This is a genomic window from Parafrankia sp. Ea1.12 (genome assembly GCF_900465275.1).
Classification (GTDB): Bacteria; Actinomycetota; Actinomycetes; order Frankiales; family Frankiaceae; genus Parafrankia; species Parafrankia soli.
Window position 1 is genome coordinate 1 of the sequence record NZ_UBIZ01000474.1, and the last position, 20,809, is coordinate 20,809.

The 20,809-nt window shown below is 71.7% G+C and carries 18 protein-coding genes; 7 read left to right on the forward strand and 11 right to left on the reverse strand.

What is annotated here, in order from left to right; genetic code table 11:
• The coding region (locus FMEAI12_RS28195) for a helix-turn-helix domain-containing protein (RefSeq protein ID WP_160144340.1) at positions 1-156 on the reverse strand (156 nt) is incomplete at its 3' end.
• A gap of 96 nt (positions 157-252) precedes the next feature.
• Here FMEAI12_RS28195 and FMEAI12_RS28200 point away from each other — a divergent pair.
• Together FMEAI12_RS28200 and uraH are read left to right on the forward strand one after the other, a co-directional pair.
• The gene (locus FMEAI12_RS28200; protein ID WP_112108454.1) at positions 253-1,815 is read left to right on the forward strand and encodes an allantoicase; all 1,563 of its coding nucleotides are present in this window, start codon (positions 253-255) and stop codon (positions 1,813-1,815) included.
• Positions 1,816-1,896: 81 nt separating this feature from the next.
• Positions 1,897-2,223 (forward strand): hydroxyisourate hydrolase, encoded by a 327-nt coding sequence (uraH, locus tag FMEAI12_RS28205; RefSeq protein WP_112108455.1) that lies wholly within the window; start codon positions 1,897-1,899, stop codon positions 2,221-2,223.
• Between the two features lie 32 nt (positions 2,224-2,255).
• On the opposite strand, the gene FMEAI12_RS28210 is transcribed toward uraH, so the two are convergent.
• Complete coding sequence (locus tag FMEAI12_RS28210) at positions 2,256-3,512, reverse strand: aldolase/citrate lyase family protein (protein WP_235014684.1); 1,257 nt, start codon at positions 3,510-3,512, stop codon at positions 2,256-2,258.
• 1,415 nt (positions 3,513-4,927) lie between these two features.
• Between FMEAI12_RS28210 and FMEAI12_RS28215 the strand changes: the two genes are divergently transcribed.
• On the forward strand, positions 4,928-6,259 hold the full coding sequence (locus FMEAI12_RS28215; protein ID WP_112108464.1) for an HNH endonuclease signature motif containing protein: 1,332 nt from the start codon (positions 4,928-4,930) through the stop codon (positions 6,257-6,259).
• A 135-nt stretch (positions 6,260-6,394) separates the two neighbouring features.
• Here the strand turns inward: FMEAI12_RS28215 and FMEAI12_RS28220 are convergent, their stop codons facing one another.
• A complete protein-coding gene (locus FMEAI12_RS28220) occupies positions 6,395-7,816 on the reverse strand; it encodes an 8-oxoguanine deaminase (RefSeq protein ID WP_112108457.1) in 1,422 nt (473 codons plus the stop codon).
• 194 nt (positions 7,817-8,010) lie between these two features.
• On the opposite strand from FMEAI12_RS28220, the gene FMEAI12_RS28225 reads away from it, so the two are divergent.
• Entirely contained in the window at positions 8,011-8,934 is a 924-nt protein-coding gene (locus tag FMEAI12_RS28225) for an RNA methyltransferase (RefSeq protein ID WP_112108465.1), read from the forward strand.
• A gap of 7 nt (positions 8,935-8,941) precedes the next feature.
• Here the strand turns inward: FMEAI12_RS28225 and FMEAI12_RS28230 are convergent, their stop codons facing one another.
• The gene (locus tag FMEAI12_RS28230; RefSeq protein WP_112108458.1) at positions 8,942-9,316 is read right to left on the reverse strand and encodes a DUF2752 domain-containing protein; all 375 of its coding nucleotides are present in this window, start codon (positions 9,314-9,316) and stop codon (positions 8,942-8,944) included.
• A gap of 400 nt (positions 9,317-9,716) precedes the next feature.
• Here FMEAI12_RS28230 and speB point away from each other — a divergent pair, with 400 nt between their 5' ends.
• Complete coding sequence (gene speB, locus FMEAI12_RS28235) at positions 9,717-10,826, forward strand: agmatinase (RefSeq protein WP_112108466.1); 1,110 nt, start codon at positions 9,717-9,719, stop codon at positions 10,824-10,826.
• Positions 10,827-10,828: 2 nt separating this feature from the next.
• Here speB and FMEAI12_RS28240 read toward each other — a convergent pair whose 3' ends face one another.
• Together FMEAI12_RS28240 and FMEAI12_RS28245 are read right to left on the reverse strand one after the other, a co-directional pair.
• On the reverse strand, positions 10,829-11,482 hold the full coding sequence (locus FMEAI12_RS28240) for an ABC transporter ATP-binding protein (protein WP_235014686.1): 654 nt from the start codon (positions 11,480-11,482) through the stop codon (positions 10,829-10,831).
• A 323-nt stretch (positions 11,483-11,805) separates the two neighbouring features.
• Positions 11,806-12,279 (reverse strand): hypothetical protein, encoded by a 474-nt coding sequence (locus tag FMEAI12_RS28245; RefSeq protein WP_020463123.1) that lies wholly within the window; start codon positions 12,277-12,279, stop codon positions 11,806-11,808.
• A gap of 215 nt (positions 12,280-12,494) precedes the next feature.
• On the opposite strand from FMEAI12_RS28245, the gene FMEAI12_RS28250 reads away from it, so the two are divergent.
• Both FMEAI12_RS28250 and FMEAI12_RS28255 read left to right on the forward strand, forming a co-directional pair.
• Positions 12,495-13,895 (forward strand): hypothetical protein, encoded by a 1,401-nt coding sequence (locus FMEAI12_RS28250; protein ID WP_146776784.1) that lies wholly within the window; start codon positions 12,495-12,497, stop codon positions 13,893-13,895.
• A gap of 114 nt (positions 13,896-14,009) precedes the next feature.
• Positions 14,010-15,353 (forward strand): ABC transporter substrate-binding protein, encoded by a 1,344-nt coding sequence (locus tag FMEAI12_RS28255; protein WP_112108467.1) that lies wholly within the window; start codon positions 14,010-14,012, stop codon positions 15,351-15,353.
• 95 nt (positions 15,354-15,448) lie between these two features.
• On the opposite strand, the gene FMEAI12_RS28260 is transcribed toward FMEAI12_RS28255, so the two are convergent.
• From FMEAI12_RS28260 to FMEAI12_RS28280, 5 genes are all read right to left on the reverse strand, one after another.
• Positions 15,449-16,306, reverse strand: coding sequence for an ABC transporter ATP-binding protein (locus FMEAI12_RS28260; RefSeq protein ID WP_112108461.1), 858 nt, complete (start codon positions 16,304-16,306; stop codon positions 15,449-15,451).
• Positions 16,307-16,346: 40 nt separating this feature from the next.
• On the reverse strand, positions 16,347-17,198 hold the full coding sequence (locus tag FMEAI12_RS28265) for an ABC transporter ATP-binding protein (protein WP_071060414.1): 852 nt from the start codon (positions 17,196-17,198) through the stop codon (positions 16,347-16,349).
• The gene (locus tag FMEAI12_RS28270) at positions 17,195-19,420 is read right to left on the reverse strand and encodes an ABC transporter permease (RefSeq protein WP_112108462.1); all 2,226 of its coding nucleotides are present in this window, start codon (positions 19,418-19,420) and stop codon (positions 17,195-17,197) included. The genes FMEAI12_RS28265 and FMEAI12_RS28270 overlap by 4 nt, the downstream gene beginning before the upstream one ends.
• A 69-nt stretch (positions 19,421-19,489) precedes the next feature.
• The gene (locus tag FMEAI12_RS28275) at positions 19,490-19,927 is read right to left on the reverse strand and encodes a hypothetical protein (protein WP_020463117.1); all 438 of its coding nucleotides are present in this window, start codon (positions 19,925-19,927) and stop codon (positions 19,490-19,492) included.
• A gap of 380 nt (positions 19,928-20,307) precedes the next feature.
• Entirely contained in the window at positions 20,308-20,679 is a 372-nt protein-coding gene (locus tag FMEAI12_RS28280) for a hypothetical protein (RefSeq protein WP_041254866.1), read from the reverse strand.
• Between the last annotated feature and the right edge of the window lie 130 nt (positions 20,680-20,809).

Consider the following 20,809-nt stretch of genomic DNA (forward strand, 5'->3'; position numbering starts at 1 on the left):
CCGGCAACGCTCCGCATGGTTCGGCGCCTTTCCCCGGGAAGGCGTCCACCACGACTGCTGTTCGACCGCGAGATTCCAGACAAAACGCGCGTGCCCGCAGTGCTCTTCCATTCCGGCGACCTGTTCGAGTGCCGGGTCGAGCCGGTAGCGGGACATACTCTCATTCTACCGAAAGGATTCGCTCATGCGGTCCAGCAAGGGGCGCCGTTTCCTCCCCGGCCTGAAGGCCGGGGTATCCACGGCGAGATCCCGATGACCGACGCGCCCGACCTGACGAACCTCGTCGACCTCGCCGCCGCCCGGTTCGGCGGGTCCGTCGTCGCCGTCAATGACGAGTTCTTCGCGCTCGCCGAGCGCATGCTCCTGGCGGAGGCACCGATAGTCCGTCCGGGGGTGTTCACAGAGCGCGGCCAGTGGACCGACGGCTGGGAGACCCGCCGCCGCCGCGACCTGCCCGCGGCGGACTGGGCGATCGTCCGCCTCGGCGCCCCCGGCATCGTGCACGCGGTGACCGTGGACACGACCCATTTCACCGGCAACGCCCCGGAGTCGGTCGAGCTGCACGGCGCCACCCTTGCCGGCTACCCGTCCGCCGAGGAGGTCGCCGAGGACTCGGTCACCTGGATGCCCCTCGTCGCCCGCACGCCAGTCGCCGCGGACGCCGTCAACGTCCTGCCCGTGTCGGCGGAGGGCCGGCTCCGGATCAGTCACCTGCGGCTGACCATCCACCCGGACGGGGGAGTCGCCCGGCTGCGGGTGCACGGCGTCGTCGTGCCCGACCCGCGGCTGCTCGACCGGGTCACCTCCGACCTGGCCGCCGCCTACCTGGGCGGTGTCGTTGTCGCCGCCAGCGACATGCACTACGGCGACCGGCACAACCTGAACGCCTCCGGCGACGCCCGGGCGATGGGGGAGGGCTGGGAGACCCGCCGCCGCCGCGGGCCGGGGCACGACTGGGCGGTGGTGCGGCTGGCCACCGAGGGGACCGTGGTGCGGGCCGAGGTCGACACCCGCCACTTCCGCGGCAACGCGCCGCGCGCCGTCGCGCTGTGGGCGGCGAACGCACCCACGACCGGCGACGACGACCTGGCCACGGACGCCCTGTCGGCGATCACCGACTGGCGGCCGCTGCTGCCGCGCACCCGGGTCCAGCCGAACACCCGGCACCTGTTCGACCTGGAGGTGCCAGTCGAGGCCACGCACGTGCGGGTGGACGCGATCCCGGACGGCGGTCTCGCCCGGCTGCGGCTGGTCGGCGCGCCGACCGAGGCGGGACGCGAGTCGCTGGCCATGCGCTGGTTCGACTCCCTGACGCCCGCCGCGGCCCGTGAGGAGCTGCTGGCCTGCTGCGGTTCCGAGGACTGGGCGGACGCCGTCGCGGCCCTCCGGCCCTTCGGCACGCTCGCCACGCTGCTGCCCGCCGCCGAGCAGGAGTGGTGGAACCTGCCCGAAACCGCCTGGCTGGAGGCGTTCACCGCGCATCCCCGGATCGGGGAGCGCCCGGCACCCGCGCCGACGCCGCCGACGTCCTCGCGGGCCACCGTCGTCTCCCTCGATGCCCCCCGACGGGAGCAGGCCGCCCTGGACCAGGCGAGCGAGGATGTCCGCGCGGCCTTCGCCGAGGGGAACGCCGAGTACGAGGACCGCTTCGGGTTCATCTTTCTCGTTCGCGCGGCGGGGCGTGGCGCGCAGGAGATGCTGGAGCTGCTCCGGGAGAGGATGGCGAACGACCCCAGGACCGAGCTGCGGGTGGCGGCCGGCCAGCAGGCGGAGATCACCGCGCTGCGGCTGCGCCATCTGATCACCGGCGCCTGACACCTGGTTCCCGGGTCGTGGCGAAGCGACGAGTGGGTCGCCGGCGGGCACCCCGGCGGCGAGCCGGGGAGGGCGACGCGAGTGAGCTTGTCGACCCATGTGCTGGACACCGCCTCTGGGAAGCCAGCCGCCGGCGTGCCGGTGCGCCTTGAACGGGCCGCGGTCACCCTCGACGGCGCGACCAAGGGCTGGCGCCCAGTCGCCCAGGCGGTGACCGATGACGACGGGCGCGTCGGCGACCTGCCCGCGGACCGCACCGGCGCCTGGCGCCTCGTGTTCGACACCACGGGGCATTCGGCCTTCTACCCCGAGGTGGCGATCGTCTTCGTCATCCGGGAGCCGGCCGACCACCATCACGTGCCCCTTCTACTCGCGCCGTACGGCTACTCCACCTACCGCGGCAGCTGACCCGCCCGGCCTGACCCGCCCGGTCCGGCAGGTCAGGCCGGGACCTGCGGAGGTCGGCCTCCGAGGCGGGCGACCGTCTCCTCGTCCAGACCGGCGGCCCGCAGCCGCGCGTCTTCGACCAGGCGGGCGTCCACCGCGCGCAGGACGTGCCCGGCGAGGGCACGCGCGGTCGCCGGCTCGTCGGCGACCGATCCCGACGTGCGGGCGGCTGCGTAGTCCGCCAGCCGCCGCAGGGCGTCGGGCAGTCCGGTGAGCAGGCAGCCCGCCACCGCCGCGTGCCGGCTGACGAGCTGGCCGGGATGCAGATCCCACCCCTGGTAAAGACCTCTCGACCAAGCCCGGCGGACCAGCCCGGCATGCCGGCGCCACGCGGAGCGCACGTCGGAGGCCCGGCCCACCGGCAGCACGTTGGACGAGCCGTCGGCCACGCGGATCCCGGTGCCCGCGGCGGCCAACTGCATCAGCGCCGTGGCGAGCTCGACCCCCGGATGATCGCTGGCCTGGTACTCGGCGGCGATCCCGAGTGCCGCGGAATAGTCGTAGGTGCCCACGTGTAGCCCGGTCAGACGTCCCGGCGCGGCACCGACCAGCGCCGGCAGGCTCAGGACCGCGGCGGGCGTCTCGACCTGGATCTCCAGCGCGACCGGCGGGATGCCGAGCTGCCGTTCCAGCTCGGCGAGGACCTCGCTGAACACGATCACCTGTTCGGGCGCGCTCACCTTCGGCAGGGTCACGACGAGGCCGGGTGGCGGGCCGTCCTCACCACCATCACCGGCGAGGGTGGTGAGGAACAGATCGAGGCTGCGCAGCCCCCGGGCCCGCACGGCGGCGTCCAGCGACTTCGGGCGCAGCCCGTAGGAGGCTGGCAGCGCGCCGGCCGCCGCCGCGGTGCGCAGGGCCTGCGCCGCCTGCACGGCGTCGGCGTCCTCGACCTCGTCCGGGCGGGTCCCGTACCCGTCCTCGAGATCGACCCGCAGATCCTGGATCGGCTCGACGGTCAGCGCCTGCACGACGTGCGCGTACACGGCGGCGGCGATCGCCGGGTCGGAGTCACCCGCGGTCGCCGCGGCCAGGGCATCCGGATCCGGAGCATGGTGGCGCAGCGCCTCCCGGGCGGCTTCGCCCCACTCGAGAACGACGTCCGGGTGCAGCCGGTCGGCGGGCAGATAACAGGTGTGGACGGGCTGGCGGGTGCCCGGATCGCCGGGGAAGCGGGCGGTCAGATCGGCGTCGAGCGGGGCGAGGTCCGCGGTGAGCGCGGCAATGGCGTCGTCGGACAGCGTCGGCACGACTTCAGTGTCAGGCCAGCGACGGGGTGTCGTCCCCATCACGCGTGTCAGAGATGCCGAGCCGAGTCGTCCGCCGATTGCAGGCGGCCCGGCCCACCTGCTCTGGCTTGCAACTGCGTCGTGCCCAGTGGCTCCCGCCGCCAGCGCCGCCGCCGGCGCGTTTGGCACCGATCGGGGGATTCGGCGCACTGCACCGACGGCGGCTGTCTGTGTGGCGGCTCCGTGAACGGCCGATGGATCCCGGCCGGCCGACGGACCGCCGTGCAAGCGGTCATCATGCGTCTGAGCTGCAGCTTTCCGTTCAGGAGCGTACTGCGGAGGGGCCAGGTACCACCAACCGGCCCGGACACAGTCGACTGGTGCGAGTCGACGCTCCCCGACGATCGTGTCGAATCCGTCCGAGAACGTCGGTGGGGCGCTCTCGACGCGCAGCCCCCTCACCTCGCCGGCCCGATCGCCGTCTGTCAGCGCGCCGGAGCGACCGCGGAACGCGTGGGCGACGACGCCCTCCAGGCCGCCCGGACGAAGCGCGCCGAGGGCGTCCAGGTTCGTCAGGCTCGCCGTACACGGAGACCATGCTGAATGAGTCATGGTCCGGTTGCCCGCAATGGACTCCGTGCCGTCGCGGAACGGGGAGACCTCGGGATCGTCGGTCACCGTGGCCCGCGCCTTGAATCCGACGATCACGGTCCGGCCACCACGAGGAGCCTCGAGCAGTTGATCACTGGGGCGCCCCTGTGGATGGCGTGGTCGGCGCGGCCGGGCCCCCACCTGTGCCTCCTGAGGCCCTCGCGGCGTTCGTGCTCGGGGGCACGCTCACGATCACGAGTCGAATGGGTGTGGGCCCGACTGCCCCCGGGACCCGCCACCGCGATCCGGTCGTAGACGCAGATCACATTGGCGGGACCGTTCTGGCTGCTAGCAGGGCCTACGACTCGGCTGCCGATCAACGCGGCTACGTGCATCATGATTCCTGGTTCTCTCTCATGAGCCTCTGGTGCACGTGGTGACAGTGGGCTTAGCTCAATATCGATATCAGTGCCATCTTTTGTTGAGTCATTCGCGTCCCAACCTTGACGGTGTGAGACTGATTCGCTAACGGTTTATGTCTATTTGGTGCACTCGTTGATAAGTGGTTAACGGTGTCGTGGTCGTGCGTCGACGCTCGGCTGCCGATGCTCGTGCGGCTGCAATCTCTTGTGTGTATCGATGGGACCGATCGTGGAAGAGGTGAGTCGGCTGTTCCGTGTCGCGGTCACTTTACCTCTTCTCGTGCTTGATGTGTCGAGGAGTGTGAGTGCCTGGGTGAATGTGAACTTAGTGTGGTCTCGTCTGGTTCGCGCTTGTCGGGGTGGCGCACACACCTTTATGATCGAACGTGTGTTCGATTCGATTGTGGGATGGGTGTCTGCGCCATGAATACCGCGCGGAGTGTGAAGGTTGACGACAGCGGTTCCGGCCCGGTCGACTCCTCGGAGCAGGAGGGGGTGTTCGAGGGGCGGGTGCGTGTGCTGCTGGGTCAGATCGGTGCGGCGGTCCGGTCGATAGCGGCGAGCCACGCGGACCTGCTGGCGCTGTTGGCGCAGTTCGCGGACCTACGGCCCCCGGCGGCCGGTCGGGAGGTTCTGTTTGACGAGTTCGCTCCGGAGGATGTCGCGGCGGTGCTGGGGCTGTCCCCGCAGGCCGCGGCGAGCCAGATGCTGTTCGCGTGCACGGTGGCGCGCCGGCTACCCCACGCGGTGGAGGCGTTGAAGGCCGGGGTGCTGGATCTGCAGCGGCTGCGCTCGTTGGAGAACGCGGTCCGCCCGCTCAACGACCCGCTCGTCGCGCAGGTCGAAGCACGCGTGCTGGCCGGCGGCGCCCGACCCACCCGCGGAGCGTTCACCGACGCGTGCCGCCGTGCCGTACACCGGCTGGACCCGGCCGGCGCGGCCGAACGCGCGCGGGCGCGGAAAAAGGAACGGCGGGTGTGGGTGTCACCGGGCGAGGACGGGACGAGTTGCCTGTCCGCGGTGCTGCCCGCCGACGAGGCGACCGCCTGCTACCAGCGGGTCGATCAGATCACCCAGGGGATCGCCGCGCACCGGACGGCCGAGGACACCCGCAGCCGTGACCAGATCCGCGCGGACGTCCTCGTCGACCTCCTGTGCGGGCGGACCGAACACGCGGTGCCACTGCCGTGCGAGGTGCAGGTCGTGGTCCCGGTGACGGTCCTGCTGGGCCTGGCGGAGGATCCCGGGGAGATCCCCGGCTACGGGCCGATCCCCGCGGCGGTGGCCCGGGAGATGGCCGCACGGCCTGGATCGACATGGCGGCGAATCCTCACCGACCCTCAGGGCACGCTCGTCGAGATCGCCGACCGGCGCTTCCCCACCGCGGCCCAGGCCCGGCACGTCCGCGCGCGGAACCGCAACTGTGTCTTTCCGGGTTGCGCACGTACGTCGCAACGCGCGGACATCGACCACACGGTGGCGCATGCGACCGGCGGGCCGACGCTCACCCGGAATCTCGGGCCGACGTGCCGCAAGCATCACCGTATGAAGCACTCCGGCCGTTGGCGGTTGACACAGTCGGAGAAGGGAACGTTTGTCTGGACGGGTCCGTTTGGGGCGACACTCGTCACTCACCCACATTCATACATCGAACCGCAACACAACTCCGGTACAACGGGAGAGGGTGGCGATGAACCGTCAGGCATGACCGTCTCGGGGTGGAAAATACCCCACGCCACACAGCCACCATTCTGACCCCCGCCACACCCAGTTCCGGAACCGGAACCGGACTATGAGGTTCCACGGTCAGGTGCGGAGCACCCGGGTTGATCTCAACGGGCGGAGATTTCGGTGTTGGGGCGTCGAACTGCCTTCTATGGGCCAGAATGCTCAATGTGATTTTGCCGCCCCGACGCTGTCGCCGCCGGTATTGATGGGAACGGTCGGATCGATGCCCGCATCGTCGAACGCCGCTTGGATGCCGCCGGCGATCCGGCGGTGCCGGACGAGCATCTCGTCGAGATCAGGATGAACCGGCACTCCGTTCTCCACCACCAGCCTGCCGGCCACGATCGTGTGCCGGGCCGCTGTGGGCCCACAACGCAGCCAGGCGTCGATCGGATCGGAGAGTGCTCCCGCGTACGCGACCCCGTCCAACGGCCAGACGACGAGGTCGCCGACAGACCCGACGGAGAGCTCACCGATCTCACCGGTCCTGCCGAGACAGCCTGCGCCGCCCCGGGTGGCGATCTCCAGTGCGTCCCGGGCGGACATCGCCGCGGCGCCGTGTCGCAGCCGGCCCAACAGCATGGCGGTACGAGCCTCCAACCACAGCGAGGCGGAGTCGGCGGATGACGACCCGTCGCAGCCCAGGCCGACCGGGGCGCCGGCCGAGCGGAGCTCGGCCACGGGCGCGAGGCCGCCGCCGAGAATCATGTTGCTGCTCGGGCAGTGGGCCACCCCTGTGCCCCACCTGCCGAGCTGCTCGACCTCCTCGTCATTGGGGCAGATGCAGTGCGCGACCCACGCCCGGTCGCCGCCCCAGCCAACCTCCGCGAACTGGTCGATCGGACGCCGTCCGAACACCGCCAGGCAGTAGTCGTCCTCCTCAGGGTCCTCGGCGAGATGCGTGTGTAGCCGGACGTCCAAGGACTCGGCCAGTTCCGCGGTGGCCCGCATGAGTTCCGGACTGACGGAGAACGGCGAACAGGGGGCCAGGGCGATCCGCACCATCGCGCCGTGGGACGGGTCGTGATGCTGGGCCACAAGCCGGGCGGAGTCGGCGAGGATCTCATCCGCGTCCTGGACGACAGAGTCAGGAGGGAGCCCGCCGTCCTTGACCGAAAGCGACATCGAGCCGCGGGTCGGGTGGAACCGCATGCCGAGGGTCCGGGCTGCCGCGATCTCGGCGGAGATGAGATCGCCGCCACCGCGCGGGTGCACGTAGAGGTGGTCTGTTGATGTCGTGCAGCCGCCGAGTGCCAGTTCGGTCAGGCCCACGTAGGCCGAGGTGTGGACGGCCTCTTCGTCCAGCCGTGACCAGAGTGGATAGAGCGTGGTCAGCCAGGTGAAAAGGGTGCCGCCGAGTGCCGGAGCGAAGGAACGGGTGAGGTTCTGGTAGATGTGATGATGTGTGTTCACCAGGCCCGGCGTTATGAGACAGCCGTCGGCACGCAGGGTCCGGGTCGCGGTCGGGGGTGTCTCCGCCGGGCCGCCGAGGGAGCTGACGAGGCCGTCGGTGATTGCTACCCAGCCGCCTGGGATCTCTCGGCGGTCGGCATCGACCGTGGCGACAAGCTCCGCGCCGATCACCAGGAGATCGACAGGAAGATGATCCGGGCGTTGCCCCGCCGTTGCGTCGCCAGCCGCGGCCGTGCCGCTTGGCCTGGCTGGGCCGCCTGGGCTGCTGGTCACGGAGCCGGATGCGGTCATAGGCGCTGATTCTGCTGTTCCGGCGTTACACACGGATGACATGTGGGGCGGGTGGCGTGTTGGACGGGTCCGGCGTGCTTGAGGAGCGCGAGCGGCGGATCGTGGCGATCGACGACCCTGCCGATCCCCGGGTTGAGGACTATGTGGCGCTGACCGACGTGGCGCTGCGCCGGCGGCGTGAACCCGCGGAGGGGTTGTTCATCGCGGAGGGCGAGAGGGTGATCGACCGCGCGCTACGGGCGGGATACCGGCCGCGCTCGGTTCTGGTCTCGCCGGCGCGGCTGGGGGGAGTTCCGGAGCGTTTCTGGTCCACGCCGACGCACGGCGGGCACGGCGGGCACGGCGAGTGCGGCGGGCATCGCGAATCTGCCGGGGATGACGAGCACAACGGTCGCGAGCGGCCGGACCACCATGAGGCGCCGGTCTATGTTGCGGGGCCAGCCGTGCTTGCGCAGATCACCGGCTTTGAGGTGCACCGGGGTGCGCTGGCGTCGATGTGCCGTCGTCCGCTGCTCAACCCCGTGGAACTGCTCCGCGTCGCGAGGCGCGTGCTGGTCTGTGAGGACCTGGTCAGCCACACCAATCTCGGCGCGATCTTCCGGTCGGCGGCCGGGCTCGGCATGGACGCGGTCATGCTGAGCCCGCGGTGCGCGGATCCGCTCTACCGGCGCTCCGTGCGGGTGTCGATGGGCGAGGTCTTCGCGGTTCCCTACGCCCGGCTTGATCCGTGGCCGGGAGCGTTGTCCCTGCTCGGTGAGGCTGGGTTCGAGGTGCTCGCGCTGACGCCCGCGTCCGACGCTGACGAACTGGCGGTCGCAACGGCCGGTCCCGGTGATCGCGTCGCTCTGTTACTGGGGACGGAAGGCCAGGGCCTGACCAGCGAGGTCCTGGCCACGGCGACCCGGCGGGTTCGGATTCCGATGGCCCACGGCGTGGATTCGCTGAACGTGGCGGCGACGGCGGCAATCGCCTGTTATGTGTTGGGCGTCCGCCCGTGACGACCGCTCAGGCCGACGACGCCAGCCAGCTTCCCACCGGCCCGGGAAGATTCCTGACGGCCCAGAAGACGGCGATCAACGCAGGCAACAGCGGCAACAGGCGGGGCGGGAGGCTGGGAACCCGACGGCGCCATCCCGCGCATCGTGCCATCGCGATCAGCCAGCCGAGGGCGAGACCGGGCGCGGCGAGGACGAAGAACAGGTTGTGGTCGGCGGCGGCGGTCGGATGGCCGTGCAGGAGCTGGTGCAGTCCGCGTAGAGTCCCGCAGCCTGGGCAGTCCCAGGTTGTGAGGGCCCGGAAGGGGCAGCTCGGATAGTGCCCCGGCTCGGCCGGGTCGACCAGGTAGACGCGGACGCACACGCCGACCGCCAACGCGCCCACGGCGCTGAACCCCGCCAGCCGCGCCCGAGGTGACCGGTTCAGGTGCGGCGCTAACGGCCTTCCGGATCGGTACCGACGGCCGACCGTGAGGGCCGGTTCGGATCGAGCCGGTTCGGATCGAGCCGGGTTGGATGGGGCCTGCGCGGCGGGCCTTGGTGCGGACGGTGCTGGTGCGGACGGCGCCGGTGTGGAGGGCGCTGACGCGGAGCGCCTCGCTCTGATGGAGCGTGGCGCGCGGGTTCCCACCAGCCGAGCGTAGACGAGGGCACACTTCTCCGGCGCACCGTCCGCCGGCCGTTGCGGCGGCCCCGTTGACGTCCGCGGAGGATGCTGGAGGCAGGCGGCGTCGGGAGTGGTCGGGAGTGGCAGCGGCAGCCGGGTGCGGCGGCGGAGCGGAGTGATGTGCATGGCACAGGCCGGCGATCGGGACGTGGCACGCGGGCGGGGGAGCGCCGGTCCGGTGCCGCCGTACGCGGCGCGGGCCGAGGGAGCGGACGATCCCGGCGCGGACGCCCCGGGATACTCCGGCCTGGCGACCTTCGCCGGTCTGCCCTGGATGCCGGGAATCGACGATCTTCGGGCGCGCCGGCCCGATGTCGCTGTGGTCGGGGCTCCGTTCGACATCGCGACCACGCACCGGCCGGGCGCGCGTTTCGGCCCGCGGGCGCTGCGCGCTCAGGCGTACAACCCTGGCACATATCATCTTGATCTTGGTATAGAGATCTTCGACTGGCTGGACGTCGTTGACGCGGGGGACGCGCACTGCCCGCACGGGCTGACCGAGGTCTCACATCGCAACATCCGGGCGAAGGTCGGCGACGTCGCGCGGCTCGGCGTCATCCCAGTGATCATCGGGGGGGACCACTCGATCACCTGGCCGGCGGCGAGCGGGGTCGCCGAGGCGGTGGGCTGGGGTGAGGTCGGCCTGCTGCACTTCGACGCCCACGCCGACACGGCCGACATCATCGACGGGAACCTGGCCTCGCACGGGACGCCCATGCGGCGGCTCATCGAGTCGGGGGCGGTGCGCGGGCGCAACTTCGTCCAGGTGGGGCTGCGCGGGTACTGGCCTCCGCCGGACGTGTTCGCGTGGATGCGCGAGCAGGGTATGCGCTGGCACCTGATGCACGAGATCTGGGAGCGGGGGAGCCGCGAGGTGGTCGCCGAGGCGATCGCGCAGGCGGTGGACGGCTGCCGCGCGCTCTACCTGTCGGTCGACATCGACGTCCTCGACCCGGGGTTCGCGCCTGGGACGGGCACCCCCGAGCCGGGCGGCATGAACCCGGCCGACCTGCTGCGGGCCGTGCGGCAGATCGCGCTGGACACGCCGATCGTCGCCGCGGACATCGTCGAGGTCTCGCCTCCGTACGACCACGCGGAGACGACGGTGAACAGCGCGCACCGGGTCGCGATGGAGATTTTCGCGGCGTTGGCGCATCGCCGCCGTAGCGCGGCCGGTGGGACGGCGGACCTTCCCGCGGGGCTCCCGGAGATGAAAGCTGGGTCTTGAACTCAGGCGGCTGTCGGTTCCTGGTGGAGTTCACCGGCCGTGCCTACCTGGAGGATCCGTCCGCCGCGCATCACGGCCAGGCGGTCGGACAGCGCCAGGGCCTCCTCCCGGTCGACGGTGGCGTGCAGCACGGTCACCCCGACCTGTCGTTGCAACGCCTTGAGCTCGTCGCGCAGGGCGCGGCGCAGCCGTTCGTCCTGGGAGCCGAGGGGGTCGTCCAGCAGCAGCACCCTGGGGCGCAGCACCAGCGCCCGGGCCAGCACGACCCGTTGCTGCTGCTCGGCGGAGAGCTGGGGCGGGCGGCGGCGGGCGTACTCCGACATCTGGACGACGGCGAGGGCGGAGCGGACCCGCGCCGAGGTCCCGGCCCGGCCCGGCATGGTGACGCCCCGCGCGTGCCGCAGGCCGAAGGCGACGTTCGCGGCGACGTCCAGGAAGGGGAACAGGGCGTAGCCGCCGAAGACCGCGTTGACGGGGCGGCGGTGGGCCGGCATGTCGGCGAGGTCCTCGCCGTCAAGACGAACATGCCCGGACGACGGTTCGTCGAGTCCCGAGATCAGCCGGAGGGCCGTGGTCTTGCCGCATCCGGACGGACCGAGAAGGCAGAAGTACTCGCCCGCCCGGACCGTCAGATCGACGCCGTCAACGGCAGCCACGTCCCCGAACCGTCGGCTCAGCCCGACCATTTCGATCTGTCCGCCCCGACGACCACTGTCCGCCATGCTCACCCCCAGATCTCCCGGCCCGCCGTGGTGCGTACCGGGCGGGAACGACAGTCTCACCCCGGCGCGGGATGCGACCGGCCGCCCCGTAATCCACGGGATGTCGAGCGCCTGCGGATGGAGTGCTGTTGGGCGGCAGGTGATTGATCGGGGGTGGCGCGGCGCGGGAACGTCCTCCGGGTAACGAGCTTGGGAACATCCGGGCGGTATCGGCGTGTGAACGGACGTCCGGAACGTCGATGCGGTAACGCCCGGGCTCAGGAACGGGGATCGAGGTGGAGCGCGTCCTCTTCCGCGGTGCGTCGCCACGCCTCGTGGTCGGTCGGCGTGTGCGCGCGATGGGCGCCGTCGGTGCTCTCCACGACCTGATCGAGCCCCGAGTCGTCGAACTCGGAATCGCCGGATGGTCCATCGGGGTAGATATCGGGACCGTCTGCCGAGCCGGAGCCGTTCCTTTCGGCCTCGGCGTAGGGATCCGGGTCCGGGATCTCGGCGGCGAGCTGCCGGTCGAAGGACGAGGCGCGTTCTTCCCGCGGGGTGATCGGATTGCTGATCAGCCTACTCGGCCGGTCCGGTGGATCCCAGCTGTCGTCGAGGGGATCGAGTCCGGCGTCTGTGGATCCGAGGTCGTCGCTGTCGGTGATCTCGGCTCGTTCCAGCGGGCTGTTGCCGTCCATGGGATCGCGGACGTCCCGGTCGGGCTGTTCGGGGTCCGAGGCGGGCCATGTCATCGCTGCCTCCTGTTCCGGCGTGAACGGCCGAGTTGTTCCGTGAACGGCTGCTCCATGAACGGCGGAGCGTGGGTGGCCGGTCGCCACCCGCGCAGTCTCTGACCATGGCCCTTCCCGGGAGCGAGTGGGCTAACCGGGTCATCCGACGAGTAGCCCGGCCGGTCGCCCACCCCCGCTGACGGAAGCCGCGGCAATACCGTATAGCGTCCCCAAATGTGGCTACTGTTGCTGAGCGGATTCTCGGGCAGCTCGCGCGCATTCCCGACGGTCTGGACGACGGCAGTCTGGCCGCGGCGATCAGCGCCAATCGCGCAACGGTGAACCAGGTGTGCCGCCGGCTCGCTGCGCAGGGCCGGTTGGACCGATCGCCGGGTCCTGGCGGGCTGATCGTCAATCGTCTCGTGGACGTCCCCGAGAATGCCGCGACACACGAGCGAACCGGCCCGCCCACACCCGCGCCGGCCGCGGTCGCCGCCGCCGATCCGCCTGCCGAGCCCGAACCGGTCGCCGAGCCCGAACCGGTCGCCGAGCCCGAGCCGGTCATGGACGTCGCGGCACCGGCAGCCGTGACCGAGATGCCAGGCCCGGTGGCGGCCGTGGCGGAGCCCGACGTCGAGGTGCCGTCGACGGAGCCGCCTGTGGCCGAAGCTCCGCTGGCCGTGTCGCCGCTGGCCGTGCCGCCGGTGACCGAAGCCGTGGTGCCGACGGCATCCGCGGAATTGGCGGAGCCAGTGGTCCCCGCGGAGCCGGCGCCGGCCGAAGCCTCAGCGGTCGACGCGGACGGGGCGGCCTTGAACGAGGCGGCCTCGGATGAAGCCGACGCTGTCGAGGTCCACGCTGCGCAGGTTGAGGCTGTTGAGGTCGAGGCAGCCGCTGAAGAAGTCGGTGCTGTCGAGGCTCACGCCGCCGCCGCCGCCGCCGCCGAGGTCGAGGTCGCCGAGGTCGAGGTCGCCGAGGTCGCGGTCGATGCTGCCGCCGAGGTGGAGGTCACAGGTCCGGCTGAAGTGGTCGCGGCGGTGGTGACCATACCGGTGATGATCGACGAGGTCGCGCCGGTTGTCGAGGTCACCGAGCCGGTGGTTGCCCGTCCCGTCGAACTCGGAGCGCACGCGACCGGTCTCACCGCGGCCGACGGCGCGCCCGTCGCGAACGACGCGCCCGTCACAGGCCTGAACGGTGCCACCGACGTGATCGCGGCGGGCGCCGTGGCACGGGACGAGGATCCCGTCGCGGCGCTGGGCAAGGCGATGGCGGCGCTGGACGAGGCGGTCGCGGCGATCACCAGCGTGGCGGCAGCCGCGGTGCCGTCGCCACGCGTGGCCCAGACGGAGCCCGAGATCCTCGCTTTCGCCACCCCGTCCACCGGAGACGCGCAGGCTTCATCGCCGCGGACTGATCGTTCGCGGCCTGACATGGCGGCGGGTCCTGGCCTTGCCGCCGGGGACGCGCCCGTGGACGACCGGTCCGCGCATGCCGTCCAGGAACCCGCCGCGGCCGATCCCGCGGAGGGGGAGAACCCGTCGTCCGGAGCGGATCCGGTGGCACAGGCCGGCCCGACCGCGCCCGCGGTTCGGCGAACGTGGTGGCGCCGGCTGTTCGTGCGCGGCACCGGATGACAAGCAGTTTGCTGCCGGTGGCGACATGTTCGCTGTCGGTAGCCTGACGCGCGGGGTCCGTGCGGAGCTCGTTGTGCGCGAGCGTCATCCACCAATCATGAGGAGTGCATGTTCATGCGAGCGAGATCGCTCGTCGCTGCCGTCGTGCTGTCGTCGTTGGCTCTTGTTGCCTGCGGTAGCCGCGCGAGTGATTCCGGTTCGTCCGACAACGCGCCGACCGGTGGCACGTCGACCAACACCGCATCCGACACCGGGGTGTCGCCGACCGAGATCAAGGTGGGTGTCATCGCGGGGCTGAGTAGCGGCCTCGGCCCTGACACGTTCTCCGCCTCGCTCTACGGCGCGACCGCCTACTTCGAGGCGCTCAACGCGCGCGGCGGGATCAACGGTCGCAAGATCGACGTGGTCGACTGCGACGACAAGGGCTCCGGCGACGGCAACGTCGCCTGCGTGCGCCAGCTGATCGACGACGACGAGGTGTTCGCGCTCGCCGGGGTGACGGCCTTCGACTACGCCGGCGCCCAGTACGTGAACTCGAAGGGTGTGCCGGACATCGGCGGCCAGCCGGTGTCCGCGGCGTACGACCAGTACCCGCACCTGTACTCGATCTACGGCAGCTACTACCCGCGGGACGGCCGCCGGCCGGGCTTCGACGGGACGCTGTACGCGGGCACCGAGAACTACCGCTGGTTCAAGGAGAAGCTCGGCGCCCGGGTGGCCGGTGTCGTCTACTACAACGTCGCCCCGTCACAGCGCTACGCGACCTCGATCGCCGACGGCCTGCGCGCCGAGGGCTACGAGGTCATCGAGGAGCAGATCAACCTCGGCGCGCCGAACTGGGACGCCGCCGTGCAGGACATGAAGCGGCGCGGCGCCCAGGTCGTCTTCGACGCGATGGACGACGGTGGCAACAGCCAGCTCTGCCAGGCGATGCAGCGCCAGGACCTGACCGTGCAGGCGAAGGTGACCACCGCGCAGGGCATGGCGGGCAACATCGCGCAGATCTACGCGAACTCGCCGCAGTGCCGGAACACCATCTTCGCGACCAGCACGTCGGCGACCTTCTCCGACGAGTCGATCCCCGCGGTCAAGGCGTTCCGGGACGCGGTGGCGGCGCACGTGCCGGCGGACCGCGTCGCGAAGATGAACCAGTGGATGCTCGAGGGCTACGCCTCGGCGCAGTGGCTGGGCGACGCGATGGAGTCCTGCGGGGCGGATCTGACCCGTGCGTGCGTCGAGAAGTTCATGAACCGCTCCGAGCCCTACGACGGTGACGGGCTGCTCATCCCGCGCGGCTTCAGCAAGCTGGCCCAGGCGCCGGCGGAGTCGAAGAACTGCGTGAACGTCGCCCGCTGGCAGGATTCGGCGAACGGCGGCAAGGGCGGTTGGGTCACCCAGAGCGGTGCCTTGAACAGCACCTGCTTCACGGTGCGCAACCTGCCGTACCCGGCGGCCTGACGCCGGCCGGGGCCGTCCGGAAGCACTCCGGACGGCCCCGGACCCGCACCCGGAGAGCCGGCAGGGTCGGCAGGGTCGGCAGGGTCAGAAGAGGATCAGGCGCCGGCGGCGAGCAGCTCGCTCGCGCCGAGTTCCGCCGGTGTGCCGGCGAAGGTGACCTCACCACGGTGCAGCACGTACACCATGTCGGCGAGGGCGAGCGCCTCCTCGGTGTACTGGTCGGCCAGGATCACGGTCGTGCCGGCGTCGGCGACCGTGCCCAGCCAGGCGAACAGCTCGCTGGCGACCTTCGGGGACAGGCCGAGCGACAGCTCGTCCACCATGAGCACGGACGGGCGCGCCAGCAGGGCGCGGGCCAGCGCCAGCATCCGGCGCTCACCGCCCGACATCGATCCGGCCCGCTGGCCCAGCCGCTCCCGGAGCCGGGGGAAGGCATCCAGAGCGGGCGAGATGTCCGGGTTCCCGCTCGCCTCGGCGATGATCTGCAGGTTGTCGCGGACGGACAGCGTCGCGAACACGGCGCGCTCGTCCGGGACCAGCATCAGCCCGCGCCGCGCCCGGTTCACCGTGGTCATCTTCGTGATCTGCTCGTCGCGCCAGGAGAGCGCGCCGCTGCGCAGGGGGATGAGCCCGGCGATGACCCGCAGGGTCGTGCTCTTGCCCGCGCCGTTCGCGCCGAGCAGCGCCGTCACCGCGCCAGAGGGAATCGCCATGGTGATGCCGTGCAGCACCTCGATGGTCCGGTACCCGGCCCGTGCGTTCTCCAGCCTCAGCTCGACGGCCGGCAGCTCACCGTCAGCCGGCAGCTCACCCGCGTCGGCCTGCTGTCCGATGCCGGCGGACGGGCCGGACTGCGGGCCGCGCTGCGAGGGCGGGCCGGCGGGCTCGAACCGGCCGACGCCGCCGAGCTGCCCGTGTTGCCCGTACCGGTCGGGGTCGCTGTGGGAGGTCACCGGTTCTCCAGGAGGGCGCGGTAGTGGTGCGGCGGGCGGATCATCGCCCGGCCGAAGACATGGCCTGGGAGCCGGCCGCCGGCGAACCGGCCGCGGCGACGCCCGGCCCGAGGGAGGTCGTCGCCTGCGAGGTCAGCGGCCCCTGCGCCAGGTACACCGAGCGGACGGTCGGGTCGTCGCGGACCGTCTCCGGTGCGCCCTCGGCGACCACGCGGCCGCCGACCATCGCGTAGACCCGGTCGACGACGCGGAACACCAGGTCCACGTCGTGGTCGACGAGCAGGATCGCCACGCCGTCGTCGGCGATCCGGCGGACCAGCACCGACAGCTTCTCGGTCTCGGCGGCGTCGAGCCCGCTCGCCGGCTCGTCCAGCAGCAGCACGTCGGGACGGGCGCACAGCGCGCGGGCGAACTCGACGAGCCGCAGCGCGCCAGTGGGCAGCGTTCCGGCGACGGTCCCGCGGATGTCCTCGAGCCCGAGTGAGCCCAGGACCTCCTCGACGACCCCGAGCGCGTTCCCCCGGCCGCGTGAGCCCATCCCGAGCAGGCCGCCCGCGTAGTCGCGGCGCCGGTTCTCCGCGGCGACGAGCAGGTTGTCGGCGACGGTGAGGCTCGGGAACAGCGAGGGCACCTGGAAGGTCTGTACCAGGCCGCGCCGGGAGCGGGCGTCCGGGCGCATCTTGGTGATGTCGCGCCGGCCGAGGTGCACGCGGCCCTCGTCGGGCTGCTCGACGCCGGTGAGCAGGCTGAACAGGGTGGACTTGCCGGCGCCGTTCGGGCCGATGAGGCCGGTGACCTGGCCGCTGGGCACGTCCATGTCGACATGCTCGACGGCCGTCAGCCCGCCGTAGCGGCGGACCAGGCCACGGGCCCGCAGATCGTCGCGGCTCATGACGCGCCTCTCTCGACCGGGTATCCGGGCAGGTGCGGTCGGTGCCCGACCAGCTCCCGGCCGTCTGTGGAGTCGTCCGCCGCCGTGCGGGCGCTCGGCAGCGCGTCCAGGCTCAGCCCGGTGCGGGCGGCGTGTGCGGCGACCGCGCTCAGCAGCGCCGCGCCGAAGGCGGTCGGTGCCGGTGCTCCCGGCGGCAGCACGATCCGCAGCTCGCCGAGAGCCGCTCCGCCGCCGGCGCCCGGGACACCGGGCACGTGGCCCGCGGCGCCGCCCGCGGCGAGACGGGCGCTGGCATGGCGGGTGGGCTGCGGCGCGGGGACGAACTCGTCGGCCAGCGTGCGGGCGACCAGCGCGAAGCCGGCCCGGACCGCGGACGCGAGGCCGCCGGGCATCCAGCCCAGCGCCAGGGCGAGGATGCCGACCGCGAGGATCGACGAGCCGGCCGGGGCCAGCACGTCGATGGTGACGATGAACGCCGCCGCGATGATCGCCCCGGCGGCGCTGTCGGCACCGAAGACGATCACGGCGGTGAACCACAGCAGGCTCTGCAGCGGCGCGAAGTCGTCCGCCGCGAACGAGGAGGAGCTGAAGGTCAACAGCCCGCCGCCGAGGCCGGCCACGACCGAGGAGACGGTGAACGCGAGCAGTTTGAGGTTGCGGACGTCCACCCCGACCGCCGCGGCGCCCTCGGTGTGGTCGCGGACGGCGAGCAGGGCCCGGCCGAGCCGGCCGTGGTGCAGGTTGCGCACAACCAGCAGGCCGACGGCCAGGCAGACCAGCTCGAAGATGTAGAAGGCCTCGTCGGTCAGTTCGGAGCCGAAGAACGTCAGCGGGTCGACGTACAGTCCGGTCGCGAAGGTCGGCTGCTCGAAGACGAAGCGGCTCACGACCGCGCCGACCGCGAAGGTCGTCAGCGCGAGGGTCAGCCCGCGCCGACGGATCGCCGGCCATCCGGTGATCAGCCCGATCGGCGCGACCAGCAGCGCGCCCAGGAACATCGCCCACATGCCGGGGATCGCCGGGATGCCGAACAGATCGCCGTTGGCGAGCTTGAGGGTGAGCAGGGCGCCCAGGCCCGCGTAGCCGGCGACGCCGAGGGAGAGCTGGCCGCTGTAGCCGGTGAGGATCACCAGCGAGAGGAAGATCAGGGCCAGGGCGGGCACCATGAACGCCGAGCGCAGGTCGGCCGGGGCGAAGGTCAGCGGGGCCAGTAGCAGCGCGGCACCGCCGAGCTTGCCGAGGATGTCGCGCCGGGCCTCGTGCCGGCTGACCGGGCCGGCGGGGGGAGCGCCCCGGCTGGAGAAGCTCCCGGTCGAGCCGGAGTCGCCGTTGCCCAGCTCGCGCAGCTTGGGTACCACGAGCAGCAGCACCAGCAGCGCGAAGATGAACAGGTTGGACTGCAGAACGATGAGGATCTGGCCGGCGTCACCCTCGAGGGTGAACTGCTTGAGCTCGCTCTGCAGGACGGCGATGCCCAGCGCGGTCAGCACCGCCACCGGCATGCTCGACAGCCGGGCGGCCACGACGACGGCGAACGTCTCCAGGACGAGCAGGGTCAGCCCGTACGGGTTGAGCTGGAACCGGGGCGCCAGCAGGATGCCGGTGAGGCCGGCCATCGTGGTGCCCAGCGCCCACCCGGCCGCGGCGACCCGGTCGGCGGGCACGCCGGAGAGCTCGGCGAGCTGGCGGTCGTCGACGACGGCCCGGATCTGGCGGCCGAACTTCGTCTTCGCCGCGATGAGCCCGAGCACGATGCAGAACGCGACGACCATGGCCAGCTCGGCCAGGGCGTCGACGCCGATGCGGGTGTCACCGAAGATCGTGACCGACTCGTTCGGGAAGATGCTCGGCGCGTCGCTGCGGGAGCCCAGGCCCCAGATGCCGGCCGTCATGCCGAGCGTGAGGACCAGGACGCCGAGGCTTGCGACCAGCGACTCGGCGGCGGAGGCGCGTCGACGGGCGAGCGGGCGGAACACGAGCCGTTCGAGTAGAAGCCCGATGCCGGGGGAGAGGATGCCGAGGGCGATCACCGCGGCCAGCCAGATCGGCAGGTCCCACTCGACGACCATCTCGCGGAACACGTACGCGACCAGGGTCGCGATTCCGCCCTGCGCGAGGTTGAGAACGCCGTTGGTGCGGTAGGTGACCAGCAGCCCGATGCCGGAGAGGGCTGCGATGGCCCCGATGGAGATGCCGGCGAGAGCAAGATCGATACTGGTCATCCGGTCACCCCGGGAAGGGTGTCGACGGTGCCCATGGTTTCAGTGCCCATGGTGTCGCCCCGGGCCCGCTCAGTACCGCTGGCCGGGCGCGGCGGTGCTGATCTCGGTGGCGCCGGTGTGGTTCGACATGGCGGGCTGACCGGGGTGGCCGCCTGCGCCGGTGTGCTCCCCGTTCGCCGCGCCGCTGGCGGCGGCCGCGATGATCAGCGTGTGCAGGTCGTCGACCTGGCCGGCGAGCCGGTTCTGCGCGGCCTGCGTCGCGTCGACCCGGTCGGCGATCAGCAGGGCGCTGCCCACAAGGACGAGCGCAAGCCCGCCGAAACCGCCGGACACGACGTACGGCAGCTGGTAGGCCACGTCGGTCTCCTTGGAGACCCCCAGGTAGCACCCCAGTAGCAGGACTCCGCCCGCCGCCGCGACCACCCACCCCCGCAGCGCTCGCACGACATCGACGACGAGGCGCGACGTAGGTCGCGCTCCGGCGGCGGCTGCGGTCTGCTCGTCCACTTCGTCTCCCCCAAGGAGCGTGTCGGCTGTGCCCGTCGCCATGACGCGCCGCGGGGCACGTCCAGCGTGCCTCGCTGTGAATCCCCGACGACAGCCGCCAGATTAGTGCGCGGAGCTCACCAGGTGGAGTGTCAGGTTGGGCGAGGGCAGTTCCCGGCCAGGTGTTGGCGGGCACGCGGCATCCACGCGGATACCACCCTGGGAGGATATGTCCCGCTTCAATCCGCCTTATCGAGGCCTACCCACCAGACATCTGTCGGCAACCGGTCACCGTCCGTCCGGTGTTTTTTTCCGGGCGGACGGCGACCCATGCGTGACCGTTGGTGGAGATGGCCCGAAAGTGCCGGCCGGGGACCGGGCCGGTGTGAGCCCGGTGAGCCTCAGCCCTCGGCGAGACCGGCCTCGGCGAGACCGCTGTCGGCGGGCTCGCTGGGCTGGCGCGGGAGCGGCGGCGCGAACACCGGGGTGGCCGCCGCCGAGCACGGCCCCCCGGCGAGCACGTCGCCACCGGTCAGGTCGTCGTCGAGCAGGCCGCCGCCGAGGGCGCCACCGCCTATCGGGCCGTCGAGCGGCTCGCAGCGGTCCGCCCACACCCGGCGCCGGCCGGTGGTCGACCTGTCCTCGACCTGAAGCGGCGTGGGCACGCCGTTCAGCATCGCCTGCAGGTGCGCCCATTCGTGCGCCAGGTCCCAGGTCGCGAACGACCCGAGGTGCTCACCCTCGTAGTCGTAGACATGGAAGGGACGGCTCACCTGCTCCCCTCTCCGGCCGGGGACGGCCCGTAGCCCGGACCGTCCTCTCCCGCTCGCGGTCACGTAACTCCCTGCGCTGCGGCCGGTGCCTGGACCGGCATCGGCCGGGCTTCGGCCGCAGTCATCGTGT

Coding starts and splice junctions, on each gene's coding strand:
- FMEAI12_RS28200 (WP_112108454.1), top strand. CDS start 253: ATGACCGACGCGCCCGACCTGACGAACCTCGTCGACCTCGCCGCCGCC.
- FMEAI12_RS28215 (WP_112108464.1), top strand. CDS start 4,928: ATGAATACCGCGCGGAGTGTGAAGGTTGACGACAGCGGTTCCGGCCCG.
- speB (WP_112108466.1), top strand. CDS start 9,717: ATGTGCATGGCACAGGCCGGCGATCGGGACGTGGCACGCGGGCGGGGG.
- FMEAI12_RS28245 (WP_020463123.1), bottom strand. CDS start 12,279: ATGACATGGCCCGCCTCGGACCCCGAACAGCCCGACCGGGACGTCCGC.
- FMEAI12_RS28255 (WP_112108467.1), top strand. CDS start 14,010: ATGCGAGCGAGATCGCTCGTCGCTGCCGTCGTGCTGTCGTCGTTGGCT.
- FMEAI12_RS28265 (WP_071060414.1), bottom strand. CDS start 17,198: ATGAGCCGCGACGATCTGCGGGCCCGTGGCCTGGTCCGCCGCTACGGC.
- FMEAI12_RS28270 (WP_112108462.1), bottom strand. CDS start 19,420: ATGACCAGTATCGATCTTGCTCTCGCCGGCATCTCCATCGGGGCCATC.